Raw genomic sequence first — 16,977 nt, 5'->3', positions numbered from 1 at the left:
TTCTGTTAGTAACTGAACGTGATTTTCCAAAGAAGGCACACGTTAACTGATATTGTTAGGAAAATATGATTTGGAGTTGCTAAATCTCAAAGCTCTTGATAAGCTGAAACACCAATAATATAAGCCTTCTGGCGGTTTTTATCTCTTCACATCCCCGAAGATGCCGACGCGATATAGGAGTGTTTTTTAGTGAATGCAGCTGAACAGGCAACGAACCTTGAACTCGCCAGCAACATTGCTACGGTAGTTAATTTGTTCAAATTCGAGTTTCCTGATGCCAAATCCGATCTCAAACCCTGGAAAAATGACCCGGAGACTAGGGAGTTAGTCGATCCAGATTCTATAGATATTGGCTTTCACTTTCCTGGTATCAGCAAATCTTGGCGAAGTCGTAGTATTTTAATTCAAATCCGATTTTATCAAGATCCCATAAATAATTCCCGCCGTGCGATCGGCGTGGAGGTAGCTGGATTCGATCATCGCGGTGAAGCGTGGCGACTTTCTACGGTAGAAAACTGGAATGTTGTCGGCGCATCTTCGCCTTCTGATGAAATTGAGGATAAGCTCAAACAGATTTGCCGACAGATTTTAGAAGTTTTTAATAAAGCAAGTGAATGAAGAAGGCAGGAGGCAGTGTTTCGACTACGCTCAACAACCAGGCAGGTGGTCGCCGAGCGCAGCCGAGGTGAGGCAGGAGAAAACTTCTCCCATGTTCGCGCAGCGTCTTGTAGAGAACATCTTGCAATTTTTAATTAATAATAATAATTTTTAATTTTTAATTGGAGCGAAGCGACTTGACCACTGTAATATTTGTGCATGGCACAGGCATTAGGGAACGAGAATACAACGAAACTTTTCAGATAATTGAGCAAAAGATTCACGCCCAACGTCCTGATATCAAAGTTTCTCCCTGCCTTTGGGGTGTATTAGGTGCAAGGTTCAATGATAATCGGGCATCAGTACCCTTGGAAGATGCGACACTGGCTTTATCTCAAGGAGAAGAAGACGCAGAGATTGTATTGTGGGGGAAATTATACCGCGATCCTTTGTATGAATTACGGCTGTTGTCTTTGAAACCGATTGAGTCAGGAAATCCCTTTGGGGAAGAACCAGGAGATGTTTTACAATCTCGTGTAGCGAGTCTCACTCCGGGATCTCAACTGCAAGCTAAGTTGCAAGAGGCGGGAATTGCAGAGGTATTTGAGTCAGCACGAGAGGCGGTTATCCACAGTGAACCGTATGAACGGGCGTTGCTCACAGTTTCCGAATCTGATTTGAGTGAATATTATGCACCAATAGCTAGAGCAGTTGTGGCTCAAGCAATGTTTATTAGCGAACAGCAAGAAAAATTTCTCCCCATACTCACCGATGCCCAATTGCGGGATGATGTTGTGGAATTGCTGGCTCTGGCTTTGGGAGAAGCGGAGTTAGGATTAGTTGGCTGGTTATTAAAGCCATTTGTTGAACTAGCACAGTACGGCGGAACAAATTATGTCAGAGGAAACCGCCTTGAGTTAACTGATAAAATCTCGCCTATGCCTGGTGATATTTTGTTGTATCAGACGCGAGGTGAAAAAATCAGGGCGTTTATCCAGCAACAAATTGCCCAAGCAGAACCGCCAGTGGTTTTAATCGCCCATAGTTTGGGAGGTATCGCTTGTGTAGATTTGCTAGTGCAGCAGCAGTTGTCTCAGGTGGAATTATTGGTAACAGTTGGTTCCCAAGCACCATTTTTATATGAGATTAACGCCCTCTACAGCTTAGAATATGGGCAGTTATTGCCAGAGCATTTCCCGCAATGGTTGAATATCTACGATTTACGGGATTTTCTCAGTTACGTGGGTAATAAAATTTTCCCTGAGCGAGTGCAGGATGTGCAAGTGGATAGCAGACAACCATTTCCCCGTTCCCACGGTGCTTATTGGACAAATGCCAAAACCTGGGAGGCGATTATTTCGAGGTTGCCATAATGGTTTACTTTTTACGGTATCTAGAAAACCAGTTCAGTAATCGTAGAAGAACCTCTCCCCCAACCCCTCTCCGAAGCGGAGAGGGGAGTTTGGCTCCCCATTCCCTTGTAGGGAAGGGGGCTGGGGGGTTAGGTCATTTTCCCCATAACGTGAGAGGCTAAGTCATCATGCAGTTGATGGCTAAACCCGATCGCACTTTTGGGTTAATTGTGGGTATTGAAAAGTACCACGAATCTGCTTGGAATGTGACGGGTGGAGGGCCAGCCGATGACGCACTGAAATTTGCTCATTGGCTGCATCTGCACGGTGTACCGAAAGAGAATATCCGGTTATGTTTATCAGCGCTGGAAGAAAATCATCAGTTAATTGGGGAATGTGGCTTAACTGTAGAGTTAGCAACAGAGCAAAATATCTCCGATATTGTGACTAACTTTTTATCCCCAAAATCGGGGGATTTACTTTACATTTTTTGGGCGGGACATGGTTTGATTACCTCAGAACGAGAGCGTCGGTTGCTTTGTGCTGATGCAAATAAACAGAATTGGCAGAATTTAGATTTAAATTCTTTATTAGTTTTGTTGGGTTCCGATAAATTTCAGATTCGTAATCATATTTGTATTATTGATGCCTGTGCCAATTATGTTTTAGAGTCGAAGGGAAGACCAACTAACTTAGGTGGCAAAGCTTTTTTGAGTGGTCAGCTAAAGCAAGATAGTAAACAATTTGTTTTACTGGCTACGCGGGAAGGAGAAAAAGCTGAGGTAAATTCGGAAAATAAAACAGGATACTTTTCTCAAGCTGTGAGAGAGGCTTTTGCCGCAGCTAATGGGAATTTTCCTCCGAATATGAGGGAAGTTACTGAGGCAGTTAAGCAGCGATTTATTAGTTTAGATAAAAAACAACTGCCGACTTATTTTTATTCCCGTAGTTGGGATGGAGATATTGAAAAATATCATTTCAACCCCTTTGATATCCCGCATAATATCCAACAGAGTCAAGCTCGTAAATTTGTTGGCAGGGATGAGCAAATAGAACAATTGCATCAGCTATTGCAAGCAAATGATGTTGTGGCTATTACCGATGTGACTGGGCAAGGTGGCGTGGGTAAAACAGAGTTAGCTATTCAATACTCATGGCAATATTTAGAAGATTATTCTGGCGGGTGTTGTTGGTTAAATCCCCAAGGTATTGATTTGGGAATCCAGTTAGTAGAGTTTGGAGTTGTGAATTTACCTAACTTTAATCCACCGGATGGATTAAGCCTAGCAGGTCAAGTTGCTTATTGCTGGAAGAACTGGCAAGCTGGCAAAGTTTTATTAATATTTGATGATGTTAAAGACTGGAAGCAAATTCAACCTTATCTACCACCTCAAGGTTCTCGGTTTAAGGTGTTAATTACCACTCGTCAAAACACAGGGTTAGCATATCCATCACTGCCGTTAGGTAAATTGTCAGCAGATGCAGCCTTAGAATTATTAACAACCCTGCTAGGAAAAGATAGGGTTGAGAAGGAATTAGAATTTGCTAAGGGACTTTGCCAATTTGTGAATTATGTACCTGTTGGACTTTACCTAATAGCAGGACTGCGGCAAGAGCCAGGGAGCGAATCATGCTAGCAGACATTCTCGCACAGCTACAAAAGCAAGCATCAGCAGGTGAGTCTGGTGTAGCAGCAGCTTTTGAGTTGAATTGGCAAAGCTTAGAACCAGAGGTGCAAAAATTGGCTTGTCTGTTGAGTTTGTTTGCTTTGGCTCCTATCCCTTGGTCTTTGGTAGAATCAGCAGCAGGTTATAGCGATTTGGAATTTGACTTAAAAGCTAACCGCACTATTTTAGTTGAGCGTTATTTGCTGCAAGAATTAGCAGAGGATACCTACCAAATCCATGAGCGCATTCGGGAATTATTGCGCCAGATGTTAGAAGATTTGGCTGAAGCAAACGAGCTTAAGCGCGGCTATTGTCAGGCAATAGTAGCCGTAGCAAAAAATATTCCTCAGACACCCACATTGATAGAAATTTCTAAAGTAACTCTTGCCATCCCTCACCTTGCCGGAACTGCAACAGTTTACCAAGCTTGGTTAAGCGATGATGATTTAATCTCACCATTTGAGGGCTTGGTTAGATTTTACGCAGGTCAAGGAGCCTATGGGCAAGCTTTGCCTTGGGGTAAACAAAGTTTATTAGCTACTAAAGAACGTTTGGGCGAAGAACACCTCTCTGTGGCAACTAGCCTGAACAATTTGGCATTACTCTACAATTCACAGGGAAGGTACAGCGAAGCCAAACCTTTGTTAATTCAAGCTTTGGAGATGAGAAAACGCCTGCTGGGGGATGAACACCCAGATGTGGCAACTAGCCTGAACAATTTGGCAGGACTCTACGAATCACAGGGAAGGTATAGCGATGCTGAACCTTTGTACATCCAAACTTTGGAGATAGACAAACGCCTATTCGGGGATGAACACCCAGAAGTAGCGATTGACCTGAACAATTTGGCAGAACTCTACCGTTTACAGGGAAGGTACAGGGATGCTGAACCTTTGTACATCCAAGCTTTGGAGATGAGAAAACGTCTGCTGGGGGATGAACACCCAGATGTGGCAACTAGCCTGAACAATTTGGCATTACTCTACCGTTTACAGGGAAGGTATAGCGATGCTGAACCTTTGTACATCCAAGCTTTGGAGATGAAGAAACGCCTGCTGGGGGATGAACACCCCTCTGTGGCAACTGGCCTGAACAATTTGGCATTACTCTACAAATCACAGGGAAGGTATAGCGATGCCGAACCTTTGTTAATTCAAGCTTTGGCGATGACAAAATGCCTGCTGGGGGATGAACACCCCTCTGTGGCAACTAGCCTGAACAATTTGGCAGGACTCTACGAATCACAGGGAAGGTACAGCGATGCCGAACCTTTGTACATCCAAGCTTTGGCGATGAGAAAACGCCTACTTGGGGATGAACACCCTAATGTGGCAAAAACCCTGAACAATTTGGCAAAACTTTACAAATCACAGGGAAGGTACACCGAAGCCGAACCTTTGTTAATTCAAGCTTTGGCGATCGCTGAAAAACGCTTAGAGGCAAATCATCCTGATACAATAACCTTTCGTGAAAATCTGGAAGACTTGCGGCGGAATCGTCAGCCTTGATTCAGGAGAATGGTTGCTTGTGTCTGGCGTTGGTTTCAGTAATTTAGGTAAGCTGCACCGGCTGCATTACCCGCCTGGGATTCAAATCCTAGTCTAAGAAGTAAGCAACATAATTAATTACACAATGTCAGTGCAAATGCAGTGAAGCAAAATAGTGCGATCGCAACGCCTAAAACTACTTCTCTACGATATGCTTTGCGAAGGGTGCGATCGCACTAACTATAAATATTTTTATTTCTCTACTTAATGAGCCTCTGAACTCCGTCAACGAGGCTTTTATCTCCGTTAACGAGTCTTTTATCTCCGTCAACGAGTATTTTATCTCCGTTAACGAGGCTTTTATCTCCGTTAACGAGTATTTTAGCTCCGTCAACGAGGCTTTTATCTCCGTCAACGAGTATTTTATCTCCGTTAACGAGGCTTTTATCTCCGTTCACGAGGCTTTTATCTCCGTTAACGAGGCTTTTATCTCCGTTCACGAGTATTTTATCTCCGTTCACGAGTATTTTATCTCCGTTCACGAGGCTTTTATCTCCGTTAACGGGTTATAGAGATAGCGATCGTGGTTAATTGCACCATCTTTTACATCACATTCCACAGGATTTGAACCTAAATCCCAAATAGAAGATGTATGTTTAATGCTAGTAATAATAATTTTTCCATTTTCTTGAATAATCTCAAACTCTTGGTTTTCTCCTAAGAGTTCTTTAGGGATTAATAAGCCTTTTTCTGTTGCTGTTAATTTCATGTTTAATTACCTCGATTTATTTTGTAAGTTAATCAAATAAATTTGCTTTAATAGGTTGTTTTAAAAGTGGTTGGCTATGATTATAGACACTTATTGATCCCCCCTAACCCCCCTAAAAAAGGGGGGAACCGGAATCAAAGTCCACCTTTTTAAGGGGGATTTAGGGGGATCTAAAACGTTTTGCTACCAAGAAAAGAACTTTTCAAACATCCTCTAAGGCAGGCAAGATGCCCACCTTACAAAATTGGATAAGGCTACCAGTTACCTACAGGTTGAGCATTATGAGAAAATATTGAGGGATCAATTGAAATGCCTAACCCCTCAGCTACACGACTACCATAAGAAACATCTGCCCTAAAAAAGTGACAGAGTTGGCGCATTTGGATGTCTTCCCTTGCTTGAGAGAGACTGCCGACAATATTTTTAGCAAGACGTTCTTGCTGTTCAGGAGTCATTAACCGATACAGATCACCAGCTTGGGTGTAATCGTCGTTTCCTTCACGATGACTGTAACGATCAACTGTGACATCGCCCAAATGACTAGGTGGTTCTGCATAAGCTGGATTTTCTTTGGGCGTACCCTCAGCACTATTCGGTTCATAGTTAGGAGCGCTACCGCCGTTGTTCCCTGGAGCCATAAAGCCATCTCGCTGGTAGTGCATCACTGGACATTTGGGCTGGTTAACAGGTAATTGCTGATAGTTACCACCCAAGCGATACCGTTGAGCATCTGGGTAAGAAAAGATTCGAGCTTGCAGCATTTTGTCTGGAGAGAAACTAACGCCAGGAACCACGGCACTAGGACTAAAAGCGGCTTGCTCTACTTCGGCGAAATAATTCTCAGGGTTACGATTTAGCTCTAATATCCCAACTTCAATTAAGGGATATTCTGAGTGTTTCCAAACTTTGGTCAAGTCAAAAGGATTATCAGGATGTTTTGCCGCTTGCTCTTCAGTCATAACCTGAATGCACATCCGCCATTTGGGATAATCTTTTTTAGCGATCGCTTCAAACAGATCGTGAGTCGCATGATCGGGATCTTCGCCCTTAATCTTAGCTGATTCTTCCTCTGTCAAGGTTTGATGTCCTTGCAGAGTCTTAAAGTGAAATTTACACCAAACGCGATCGCCCTCAGCATTAATTAAACTGAAGGTGTGGCTACCAAAACCGTCCATGTGGCGATGGGTTTTGGGAATTCCCCGGTCTGAAAAGAGGATTGTCACCTGGTGAAGCGATTCTGGACTGAGTGACCAAAAATCCCACTTTGCATTCTGGTCTTTGCAATTGGTTTGGGGATTGCGCTTTTGGGTATGGATAAAATCAGGAAACTTCAAAGGGTCGCGGATGAAGAAAATAGGGGTATTGTTACCTACAAGATCCCAGTTACCCTCCTCAGTATAAAACTTGAGGGAAAAACCTCTAGGGTCGCGCTCGGCATCTGCTGAACCCTTTTCTCCGCCAACTGTCGAAAAGCGCAAGAGAAGTTCCGTTTTCTTGCCAATTTCAGAAAAAAGTTTGGCTTTACTGTAGCGGGTAATGTCATTGGTAATAGTCAAAGTGCCGTGAGCAGCAGCACCTTTAGCGTGAACAACTCTTTCAGGAATACGTTCTCTGTTGAAATGAGCCAGTTTTTCTATGAGGTGGAAATCCTGGATTAATACCGGGCCACGCGCTCCAGCCGTGAGTGAGTTCTGGTTATCGCTAACTGGAATACCGTCAGCAGTTGTCAAGTTTTGGGGTTCAGTCATGGTTAAAGAAGCTCTCCATGTAAGTTACTCAGATTGCCCACAATACATTTTAGTCAGCAGATGGATACCTACTGATAGAACAATCTAATCCATAGTCATAACGAGTTTATATTAAAATCATACTCGATATGATTATGAATTACAAGGAATTTTTTTGTATTTTGGTAAGATGTAGAGACGGTATATCGTCTCTATACTGCCTTTCAGGTATTTAAATGTTTGAGAATTAACGAGCAAACATCTGTCGCCTCAATTTGATGTTCATTAACTAGGTGAGTTTGATGGGTGATAAATAGAGGCCCTTCATCTGAGGAAGTGGTGATATTACCGTGAGAGCCACGCACCAGGGAAGCATCCAGAGGAATCACATCCATTAAGTAGCGAAAACCTAGTTGTTTCTTAAGTAACTTGAGAGCAATTTTTCCTTGAGGAAATTTTATTTGCGGATCGAGGAAAAGTTCTACAGGATCGTAACCAGGTTTACGGTGGATATCTACTGTTCTAGCAAAATCAGGGGCTTTGGCATCATCAAGCCAATAATAATAGGTAAACCAAGTGTCAGATTGTGTGATCGCCACCAACTCACCCGATCTAGGATGATTAAGATGGTAGGCTTGTTTACCCTCTTCATCCAATACCTGCGCTACGCCTTCAGTCGCTTCTAAAAGCGATCGCACTTTCGGGATGTATGCCGGATCGTTCACATAAACATGAGCAATTTGATGATCGGCAACAGCAAAGGCAATGCTAGCACCAAAATCGAGCAGTTCTCGCCCTAATTCTTCCCGGACAGCAATTAAACCATTTTCTCGTAGTACCCGGTTCAAATCCACCGCTTTAGAAACTGGGGTAATGCCATACTCAGAAAGAATAATTACCTGAGTATTACGTGCTTCAAAATATTTAATCAAATCGCCACAAACAGCATCAATTTCTCGCAAATCTGCTTGAATCTGTGTTTGATTGTTACCAAATTTTTGCAGACAGTAATCTAAATGTGGTAGATAAACCAGTGATAATGTCGGGCTGTAACGCTCCTCAACCCATTTTGCAGAATTGGCAATCCATTGACTAGAACTAATGGTAGTTTTTGGCCCCCAGAAATCGAACAGAGGGAAATTTCCTAAATCAGATTGAATTTGCGATCGCACATCACTAGGATGGGTATAAATATCAGGTAATTTTCTTCCATCTGCGGGATACATCGGGCGCGGCGTAATCGCATAATCTGCCGTAGAGTACATATTGTACCACCAAAAAAGATTGGCACAAGTGAAAGTTGGATCAATTGATTTAGCTATTTCCCATACTTTGGGAGCTTGTACTAGTTTATTAGATTGTCGCCAAAACTTCACTTCACACTCATCGCGGAAGTACCAACCATTAGCAACAATTCCATGTTCATCAGGTAACTTTCCTGTTAAATAAGTAGCTTGAACTGAACAAGTTACAGCAGGTAAAACTTTGTTGATGGAAGCTAGCTGTCCTTTAGCAGCCCAAGAAGATAAAAATGGTGTGTTTTCTCCTAATAAACTGGGCGTTAACCCCACGACATTTAGAACAACTGTTTTCTGCATAAAATTAATTTCCTTTTAATTTGCGGCAAATTCTTTTAATACCCACTCATATTCACGCTGAATAGAAGTCAGCATATCTATCTTCATTTCTGACGGCAATACATCCCAAGTGTAAGTTTCAATTTCTAAATGTGAGCAAGCATTATTTGTTTTAATTAGATTTAAAACAGTAGCGATGTCATCTTGGGTAGATTGCAAAATTTGATAATCATGAATAAAAATTGGGACGTGAAAATGAATCCGCCACTCTTCAGCTAAAGATTCCTCTAAATGTGGTAATGCAGCTATTAAGTCAGGATAGTGATGCAGTGTACCATCGTTGCGACGTTCTATTACCTGGTGAAGATAGGTAGATTCTGCAAAAGGACGTAAGCGTTCAACTATCAAATTACGCTTTTCAACCTCAGCAGGTATTTTTACTTTAATTGCAGCGCTAATTTGAATCTTGCCAATCTTAATTCCTGCCGATTGCAAACGCGCAAATACAGATTGCGGTTCCTCATATTCAACTGAAAAATGGCAGGTATCATAACAAACCCGGACGTGTTCTATCAACTTCGTCTCTGCTAGATGCTGTTCAATATTTAATTTTTCTGATAAGTAATTACCACCAATTGGCAGCAACCAATTTTGATAAAAATCAATTACTTCTGATGTATTTTCAATTAAACCATCAGGCTCAGGTTCTAAATCAATATGTAATATCTTTCCTGTTTCTTCGCTGATGCGAATCATCTCTACAACAACAGATGCTATGTTCAAACAACTCTTTTTCAGAACCGTATCAAAAGTTGCTTGGTCTTTTTGCCACCAAGGTTTATAGGATAATGGTAGTGTAGAAATTCCACCGTCTAGTCCTTGTGGTAACAGAGCAGATAAAATTTGTGTCAAATTTAAACTATAATTCACCCGTTCTTGTGTAGACCAATCTGGTGCATAAACTTGGTCTTTGACAACTTTCCGATGGAATCCGCCATAAGGAAATCCATTTAAGGTGAAAACATATAAATTATGCTGAGTTAGCCATGCTTGGAATTGAGCTAAATTATTACTTTCTAAAAGTTCTTTTGCTGCAATATCTGCTAATCTCAAGCCAATACCGAAAGGTTCTGTAGGTGATAAACGTGATTTGAGTTCAAGAATATACTTTTCTAAATTGGTTAAAACCTCTAGCCAGCTTTCACCAGGATGAATGTTGCTGCAATAAGTTAAATGAAAGTTGCTGTCTTTTGTAATTTTCATTTTCTAGCCTACGCCCTATATATGCTAATAATTTGTTATCTTTGGCTGATAAAATTTCACAAAATATTTGTTACACATTCATGGAGATGGGCGCATATCTATGCGCCCCTACAATCTATTCAGTGGTATGTACATTTAAAGTTAAGTTACAGCAAATATTTTTGCTAGTTTCATAGAAATTGGTAGCAAGATTAGAACGAATAAACCGTAATACAAACCAGCAAAACCAGATGCAATTGTTGCATCTAAAACTATTAGAGATAAAACGCCTATTTTGACAGCATTGCGGATATTTTCGGCTATTGGTTCCTGCGCCGCTTTGATAAAGTTAGGCAAGATTCTGATAGCTAATAAAATAGCGAATGGTAGGGCTGCGATCGCTGTATACTCATCCAAGAATCCTAAAGCTAAAACTGCTGTCAAAACTATTGCAATTAGGAGTACTGCTAAAACTCCCGTAATCTTCTTACCACCATGAACTTCACCCTGACTAATTGCAGTGATAGCAGCAATATAAAGAACAGGAATTAGCGCTAAATACCAACGTTCTCCGATGATTTCGGGTACTGCACTTACACCTAATAATAAGTTACTGCCACGACATAAACCCATATTTAAAGGGCCAAAAAAAGGATGATGTTTGGCGAGTGAGTCGTACAGTAGGGATGAGAGAGTGATAAATATAGCGATCGCAGCACTCAATAACGATACCTGAAAAGCAGCTATAATCCCAATGGCAAAAAGTATACTCCCCAGTAAAGTAGCATTTTGACGAGATACGCGACCACTGGGAATTGCTCTATTTGGTCGCTCTTTTGCATCTAATTCAGCATCAAAAACATCGTTAAAAACTATACCGCCGCCATACAAGCCAGTTGTAGCTAATAACAACCAAGCTAATGGAATTAGGATGGCAAAAGTTGCTTCGCCATTAATTAATTTAGTAAAAATTATTCCAGAGCCAGAAGCAGCAAAACCAAGAAGAATATCCGCCCACGCAGTAACAATATTAGCAGGACGCATCAATTCAAAATAACTCCGCCAGCTTTGAAAATTTAAGCTTGCAACATTCACTTATCTGCCTCCATGCCTAATAATTACTCAAAACAAACCGCATATTGATGAACCAGATGTTTATACACTCCTCACTGCCAATTTTCTATTCAATCAACACAAAATCTGAAACTGATTTGATTCCTGGTTCTTGTCCCCGTAGCACAGAATTACCACTGAACATTTGACGTTGATCGATAGATTGAGGATTGAGCCAATCTGAAGCTTTCATCTGCCCAGTTTGACTGTAAGCAGCTAGGGCATTTTCATAACAAACTGCTTGCACATGTTGTTCAGGAATGCCCCTATCTAACATCAACTGAGCCGTTTTGGGAACTGCCAAAGGATCGCTGATACCCCAATCAGCGCTACTATCTACAATGATGCGATCGCACCCATATTGGCGGACAACTTCTACCATCCTGGCGTTACCCATCTTCGTCTGTGGGTAAATCGTAAAAGCTGCCCAAAAACCGCGTCCTAATACTTCTTCAACAGTTTCTTCGTTATTGTGATCGATAACTACTTGTGAAGGATCTAAACCATATTCAATACAGCGATCCATACTCCGACTAGCACCCGCCTTTTTATTCCGGTGAGGAGTATGAATTAGTACCAAAGTATCGAGTTCTTTGGCTAATTCTAACTGTTGACAAAAGTACTTATCTTCTGCTTCTGTCATATCGTCATAGCCAATTTCACCAATAGCAACAACTCCTTCTTTACAGGCATAAAGTGGTAGCAGTTCCATAACTTCAGCTGCTAGCGCTTCATTGTTAGCTTCTTTCGGATTTAGGCCGATTGTGCAGTAGTGTTGGATGCCAAACTGACTAGCACGAAACCGTTCCCAACCGACAAGACTACTGAAGTAGTCTTTAAATGAGCCAGCATTTGTTCGGGGTTGTCCTAACCAAAAGGCTGGTTCAATAACGGCGACAATGCCATATTCCCGCATTACTAGGTAATCGTAAGTAGTACGGGAACACATATGAATGTGAGGATCGATATACATCATGGTTTTAATAATTGGGCATTGGGAAAGAGGAGGCAGGAGGCAGAAGGCAGGAGGCAGAAGGCAGGAGGCAGAAGTACTTTAATTTTGAATTGATTTCTCCCTCATCCCCACTCGCCACTCCCTTTTATTTGTAAACAAAGAGGCGTTAGCGCAGCTTGCCGCAGGCATCACGGCTAAAATTGTTCCAAGTCAGATTACCTTGCTGGATGGATGACTGTAAATCTGGGTAACGAGAAAGTAATGCTTGCGCTTGGGGTAAAGGAGACTCAGCACAAGCTAACGCTGCGGCTTCTTGTTCGGCTGTATCGCCATTAGCCAGTACTTTTTCCAAATCTGTAACGATCGCACTATCCGCAAACCGCCCTACAGGTCGCCAAAGTTCTGGCGTAACTGAGCGTTTAGCTGCCCAACGTTCATGGGCATAGTCTGCTAACATCTTCGCTAATTCTGGGTTAGCACGTTGGTCTAATCCCCAAATTAGATGCAAAGGACTGCCGACAAACACAGCCTTTAGTACCATCTGGTTCCAAGCAGCATTGTCTAAATAATTCGCTGGATAAGGATTACGTAGTGCTATGGCTTGGAATACATTACTCATATTGCTGCGAATTCCCTCAGCAGCGCGATGGCGATGTAACTCTGGATGTGGTAAAAGCGGCAAACTTTGATAAAGGGCGACTAGCTCCCCCATATCAGCAGTAGAGAAGACTTGATCGAGCGTCTGCACATACCCCTGGGCATCATCGTGGGGCAAAGCTAGAAGCAAGAGTGTGCGACCTGCTTGATCTACACTCCAATTACCAGGATACCAACCGGGAATCACATCTTCTGCTGCTTCCAAGTCCTGGAATGTTAGCTGCAAATCCTGTTTACCTAGATAACGCGGTACAGCACTAAATGCCGTAAAAAAAACTCTTTCAGCAGCGCCGCTAGAAATTTGTGCCTGCTTCTGCTCCAGCCAAGCAAAAGCTTTATCTGAAACAGACTTTAACAGCCAGTGATGCAGTAACTTGTTTACTTTACTCATGATAAATTTCAGGAGAAGTTGCCCAGCTTTTTTGTGACAACTAAGTATAAAATCTACCACTAAACTTGATACTTTGTGTTTAAAACAGCTAATAATATACTACTGAGTTCGGAACTTTACTGAATCTATAAAGTTTTCCCGATTTTAGAGAAGATATTGTAAAGATCCTATTTTAATTAGATAAACTCTAGAATTAACTTACGGAAAAAATTAGAATTTTATCTAACATAAGAATATCCATTGCTAATTTCATGGATAAATCATAGGCATCAATAGAATTGTAAATTAATATTATTTTTAACTTTGCCTACCATGATGAATGCAATTTAAAAGTATGATGAATTTAATGATTTTAAGTGTTTAAAAAATCATCTAAATGCTGAACTATTTGATGGTTGACCATCTTGAATTTAGTCTAAATTGTAATTGCATTAGTGCATATATTCACAGCTACTAAATAATACTTTAAATGGCTATTAAACAAAAAACCGCTCTTAATCTGCAACCAATTAACCAATGTGTCCGCGTGACCTTCAACTATGATGTTCACTTCACTAGAGGTCTGTTTCAGTTAGATAATCCTTTATTTGCACAAGTGATTGCCGCAGATGGGGAAACAACCCCAAAGCAAGTACTAGCTGTAGTAGATGGAGGATTTTTACAGCACCAGGATGGCTTACTAAAAAAATTATCAGTCTATGCTCAGTATTATGAAGATGTACTAACACTGAGCGGTGAGCCGATAGTAGTTCTTGGTGGAGAACGAGTTAAGAACGATTCTAGATTTATAGAGCAAATTCATCAGCGAATCAATGCAGCAGGATTGTGCCGTCACTCCTACGTTTTAGCAATTGGAGGTGGAGCCGTCCTAGATATGGTAGGATACGCAGCAACAACGGCTCATCGAGGAATTCGGCTGTTACGAGTACCGACAACAGTATTAGGGCAAAACGATTCGGGTGTAGGGGTAAAGAACGGAATCAATGCTTTCGGCAAGAAAAACTTTTTGGGTACATTCATGCCGCCTTATGCTGTCTTAAATGACTTTGATTTTCTGACTAGCCTTGACGATCGAGATTGGCGATCGGGTATTGCAGAAGCGGTGAAAGTAGCGCTGATTAAAGATGCAGATTTCTTCGATTTCATTATGACTAATGCCGATAAATTGGCTAATCGGGATATGGACATAATGGAAAGATTGATCTATCGCTGTTCGCAGTTGCATTTAGAGCATATTGCTGGTGGCGGCGATCCATTTGAAATGGGTTCATCGCGTCCTTTGGATTTTGGACACTGGGCTGCTCATAAACTGGAGCATTTAACTAATTACAGTTTACGTCATGGTGAAGCTGTAGCGATCGGTATTGCTTTGGATACGACCTATTCATATTTAACAGGTCAGCTATTGAAATCTGAGTGGCGAATGGTTCTACATACACTGAATAAGTTGGGGTTTACATTGTATGTATCGGCACTTACAGAGCAATTAGATCAACTAGACCATCCCGATTGTCTATTTAGGGGGCTTACCGAGTTCCGCGAACACTTGGGAGGAAATTTGACAATCACTCTTCTAGAAGGAATTGGGCAGGGAATAGAAGTACATCAGGTGGATTTGTCTTTGTATAGAGATGCTATTTTGATGTTGCAAGATTGGCAACTCTCGCATTGATTGTCCCTATGGAAGGGAAATTAGAGTGTATTGTATACAAACGGGCGATCGCTAACCAAAATCTTATAGCGATCGCAAGCAAAATTCTATTCCTGACTTGTTTTCGGTTTGATGTATGCGATCGCTTGTTTCCAAACAGTGGTTTGCTGGCTGTTTTCATCAGCAATACAGATACACTGTGGGTCTTGCCATACAACTTTTCCTATGAGTACATCTTGAGTCAGCAGCTTTAACTCTACTGGCGTTGTTTGTTTAATCAGGTTTTGGACTTGTATAATACTAGGCAAAGTGGTGTCAAATTGGGTAAGCATTTTTTAGTAAAGATGAACCTACAAGGCAAAATAAAGAGTAACTAATCCTTGATAATTCATCCTTGAGAAAATGGCAATCGAATTTACTAAGTATCATGGTCTGGGCAACGATTTTATTCTGATTGACAATCGCTCGTCATCTTTGCCCGTATTGACTCCAGAGCAAGCCATCCAGTTGTGCGATCGCCATTTTGGTATCGGTGCTGATGGTGTAATTTTTGCCCTACCTGGAGAAAATGGCACTGACTACACCATGCGGATTTTTAATTCTGATGGTTCAGAACCAGAAATGTGTGGCAATGGCATTCGCTGTTTAGCTGGCTTTTTGGCAGATTTAGAGAAACTGGGGACTAGGGACTTGGGACTAGGGACTGGGGAAGAGTCTTCTCAATCCTCAATCACGTATCGCATTCATACTTTAGGTGGCGTGATGATTCCCCAAATCTTGCCTAATGGTCTAGTTAAAGTAGACATGGGTTTACCCAGATTACTCGCTGGCGAAATTCCTACCACTCTTGCACCCGCCGAAGAAAAAGTAATTTCTCAGCCGTTGGAGGTGGTGGGGAAAACTTGGGAAGTAACTTGTGTAAGTATGGGAAATCCTCACTGCATTACCTTTGTAGAAGATGTAGCAGCAATTGAACTAGAAAGCATTGGCCCGAAATTCGAACATCACCCAGCTTTTCCTCAACGCATAAATACTGAATTTATTCAAGTGGTGCGCCCTAACTATTTGAAAATGCGGGTGTGGGAACGGGGGGCTGGGATTACATTAGCTTGTGGGACTGGTGCTTGCGCTTCTTTAGTAGCTGGTGTGTTAACCGGGAAATGCGATCGCACTGCCACTGTAGAATTACCTGGTGGCCCCTTGCAAATTGAATGGTCAGAAATCGACCAACGGGTTTACATGACAGGCCCGGCCCAAAAGGTATTCACGGGGAAATTGTAACCGATTTACCACCGAGATTACGCAAAATCATGAAAAAACGAACCACAGAGGCGCAGAGGACACGGAGAAATAAGAGTTTCAGAGAGTTCTTGCGTAAGTCCTAAGTTATTTTGAGGGTTTGTAGTAAGGACTTTAGTGTTTAGAAGATGTTTGAAAAGTGGTTGGCTGTATCTTTGCACTTATTGATCCCCCCTAACCCCCCTTAAAAAACTACGGTGTATACACAAGTCCTAAAATCCTTGCCTGGTAAGATGCAAGCCTTAGTAGGCAAGGTTTTGAGTTTATCAAAAGTGTCAGCTTATTGATATAGAATTAACGAAAAATCAAGGATTTTTAAAATAATTTTCCGTTCTTTTCCCTTTATTTGATTCTCAACCCGACTTGTGTATACACGGTAGCCTTAAAAAAGGGGAACTGGAATCAAAGTCCCCCTTTTTAAGCTATCCATTAGTCACATCTTTCTTAACAAAAGCTAAAAGCTAATTCTCAACAGGATTAGAGACGATGATGA

General features: G+C 41.6%; 15 protein-coding genes. 6 read left to right on the top strand and 9 right to left on the bottom strand.

Annotated elements, in window-relative coordinates:
• Positions 1-189 precede the first annotated feature (189 nt).
• From V7K69_RS20775 to V7K69_RS20760, 4 genes are all read left to right on the top strand, one after another.
• Positions 190-618 carry a hypothetical protein gene (locus V7K69_RS20775; RefSeq protein ID WP_334703447.1) on the top strand — a complete coding sequence of 143 codons (429 nt, stop codon included), beginning with the start codon at positions 190-192 and terminating at the stop codon, positions 616-618.
• Between the two features lie 176 nt (positions 619-794).
• The gene (locus V7K69_RS20770; RefSeq protein WP_335037729.1) at positions 795-1,970 is read left to right on the top strand and encodes a hypothetical protein; all 1,176 of its coding nucleotides are present in this window, start codon (positions 795-797) and stop codon (positions 1,968-1,970) included.
• A 167-nt stretch (positions 1,971-2,137) separates the two neighbouring features.
• Positions 2,138-3,586, top strand: coding sequence for an NB-ARC domain-containing protein,Caspase domain-containing protein (locus tag V7K69_RS20765; RefSeq protein ID WP_335037727.1), 1,449 nt, complete (start codon positions 2,138-2,140; stop codon positions 3,584-3,586).
• Entirely contained in the window at positions 3,580-5,124 is a 1,545-nt protein-coding gene (locus tag V7K69_RS20760; protein ID WP_335037725.1) for a tetratricopeptide repeat protein, read from the top strand. Before V7K69_RS20765 ends, V7K69_RS20760 begins: the two co-directional genes overlap by 7 nt.
• A 239-nt stretch (positions 5,125-5,363) precedes the next feature.
• On the opposite strand, the gene V7K69_RS20755 is transcribed toward V7K69_RS20760, so the two are convergent.
• From V7K69_RS20755 to V7K69_RS20720, 8 genes are all read right to left on the bottom strand, one after another.
• Complete coding sequence (locus V7K69_RS20755) at positions 5,364-5,645, bottom strand: hypothetical protein (protein ID WP_335037722.1); 282 nt, start codon at positions 5,643-5,645, stop codon at positions 5,364-5,366.
• Entirely contained in the window at positions 5,642-5,872 is a 231-nt protein-coding gene (locus V7K69_RS20750) for a hypothetical protein (protein ID WP_335037719.1), read from the bottom strand. The genes V7K69_RS20755 and V7K69_RS20750 overlap by 4 nt, the downstream gene beginning before the upstream one ends.
• A 254-nt stretch (positions 5,873-6,126) precedes the next feature.
• Positions 6,127-7,620 (bottom strand): catalase, encoded by a 1,494-nt coding sequence (locus V7K69_RS20745; protein ID WP_335037717.1) that lies wholly within the window; start codon positions 7,618-7,620, stop codon positions 6,127-6,129.
• 203 nt (positions 7,621-7,823) lie between these two features.
• Entirely contained in the window at positions 7,824-9,197 is a 1,374-nt protein-coding gene (locus V7K69_RS20740; RefSeq protein WP_335037716.1) for an alkaline phosphatase family protein, read from the bottom strand.
• 15 nt (positions 9,198-9,212) lie between these two features.
• Positions 9,213-10,439 carry a metabolite traffic protein EboE gene (gene eboE, locus V7K69_RS20735; protein ID WP_335037714.1) on the bottom strand — a complete coding sequence of 409 codons (1,227 nt, stop codon included), beginning with the start codon at positions 10,437-10,439 and terminating at the stop codon, positions 9,213-9,215.
• 141 nt (positions 10,440-10,580) lie between these two features.
• Entirely contained in the window at positions 10,581-11,513 is a 933-nt protein-coding gene (gene eboC, locus V7K69_RS20730) for a UbiA-like protein EboC (protein ID WP_335037711.1), read from the bottom strand.
• Between the two features lie 85 nt (positions 11,514-11,598).
• Positions 11,599-12,507: a TatD family hydrolase gene (locus tag V7K69_RS20725; RefSeq protein WP_335037708.1), complete on the bottom strand. Its 909-nt coding sequence runs from the start codon at positions 12,505-12,507 to the stop codon at positions 11,599-11,601.
• Between the two features lie 145 nt (positions 12,508-12,652).
• The gene (locus V7K69_RS20720) at positions 12,653-13,534 is read right to left on the bottom strand and encodes an EboA family metabolite traffic protein (protein ID WP_335037705.1); all 882 of its coding nucleotides are present in this window, start codon (positions 13,532-13,534) and stop codon (positions 12,653-12,655) included.
• A 469-nt stretch (positions 13,535-14,003) separates the two neighbouring features.
• Here V7K69_RS20720 and V7K69_RS20715 point away from each other — a divergent pair, with 469 nt between their 5' ends.
• A complete protein-coding gene (locus V7K69_RS20715; protein ID WP_335037702.1) occupies positions 14,004-15,206 on the top strand; it encodes a 3-dehydroquinate synthase in 1,203 nt (400 codons plus the stop codon).
• A gap of 86 nt (positions 15,207-15,292) precedes the next feature.
• Here V7K69_RS20715 and V7K69_RS20710 read toward each other — a convergent pair whose 3' ends face one another.
• On the bottom strand, positions 15,293-15,517 hold the full coding sequence (locus V7K69_RS20710; protein WP_335037700.1) for an Hfq-related RNA-binding protein: 225 nt from the start codon (positions 15,515-15,517) through the stop codon (positions 15,293-15,295).
• A 70-nt stretch (positions 15,518-15,587) separates the two neighbouring features.
• On the opposite strand from V7K69_RS20710, the gene dapF reads away from it, so the two are divergent.
• Positions 15,588-16,466 (top strand): diaminopimelate epimerase, encoded by an 879-nt coding sequence (dapF, locus tag V7K69_RS20705; RefSeq protein WP_335037698.1) that lies wholly within the window; start codon positions 15,588-15,590, stop codon positions 16,464-16,466.
• Positions 16,467-16,977 lie beyond the last annotated feature (511 nt).

It is taken from the genome of Nostoc sp. (genome assembly GCF_036917775.1).
Lineage (GTDB): Bacteria > Cyanobacteriota > Cyanobacteriia > Cyanobacteriales > Nostocaceae > Nostoc.
The sequence above is the reverse complement of the archived record's forward strand: the minus strand, read 5'-3'. Positions and strand labels throughout refer to the sequence as shown.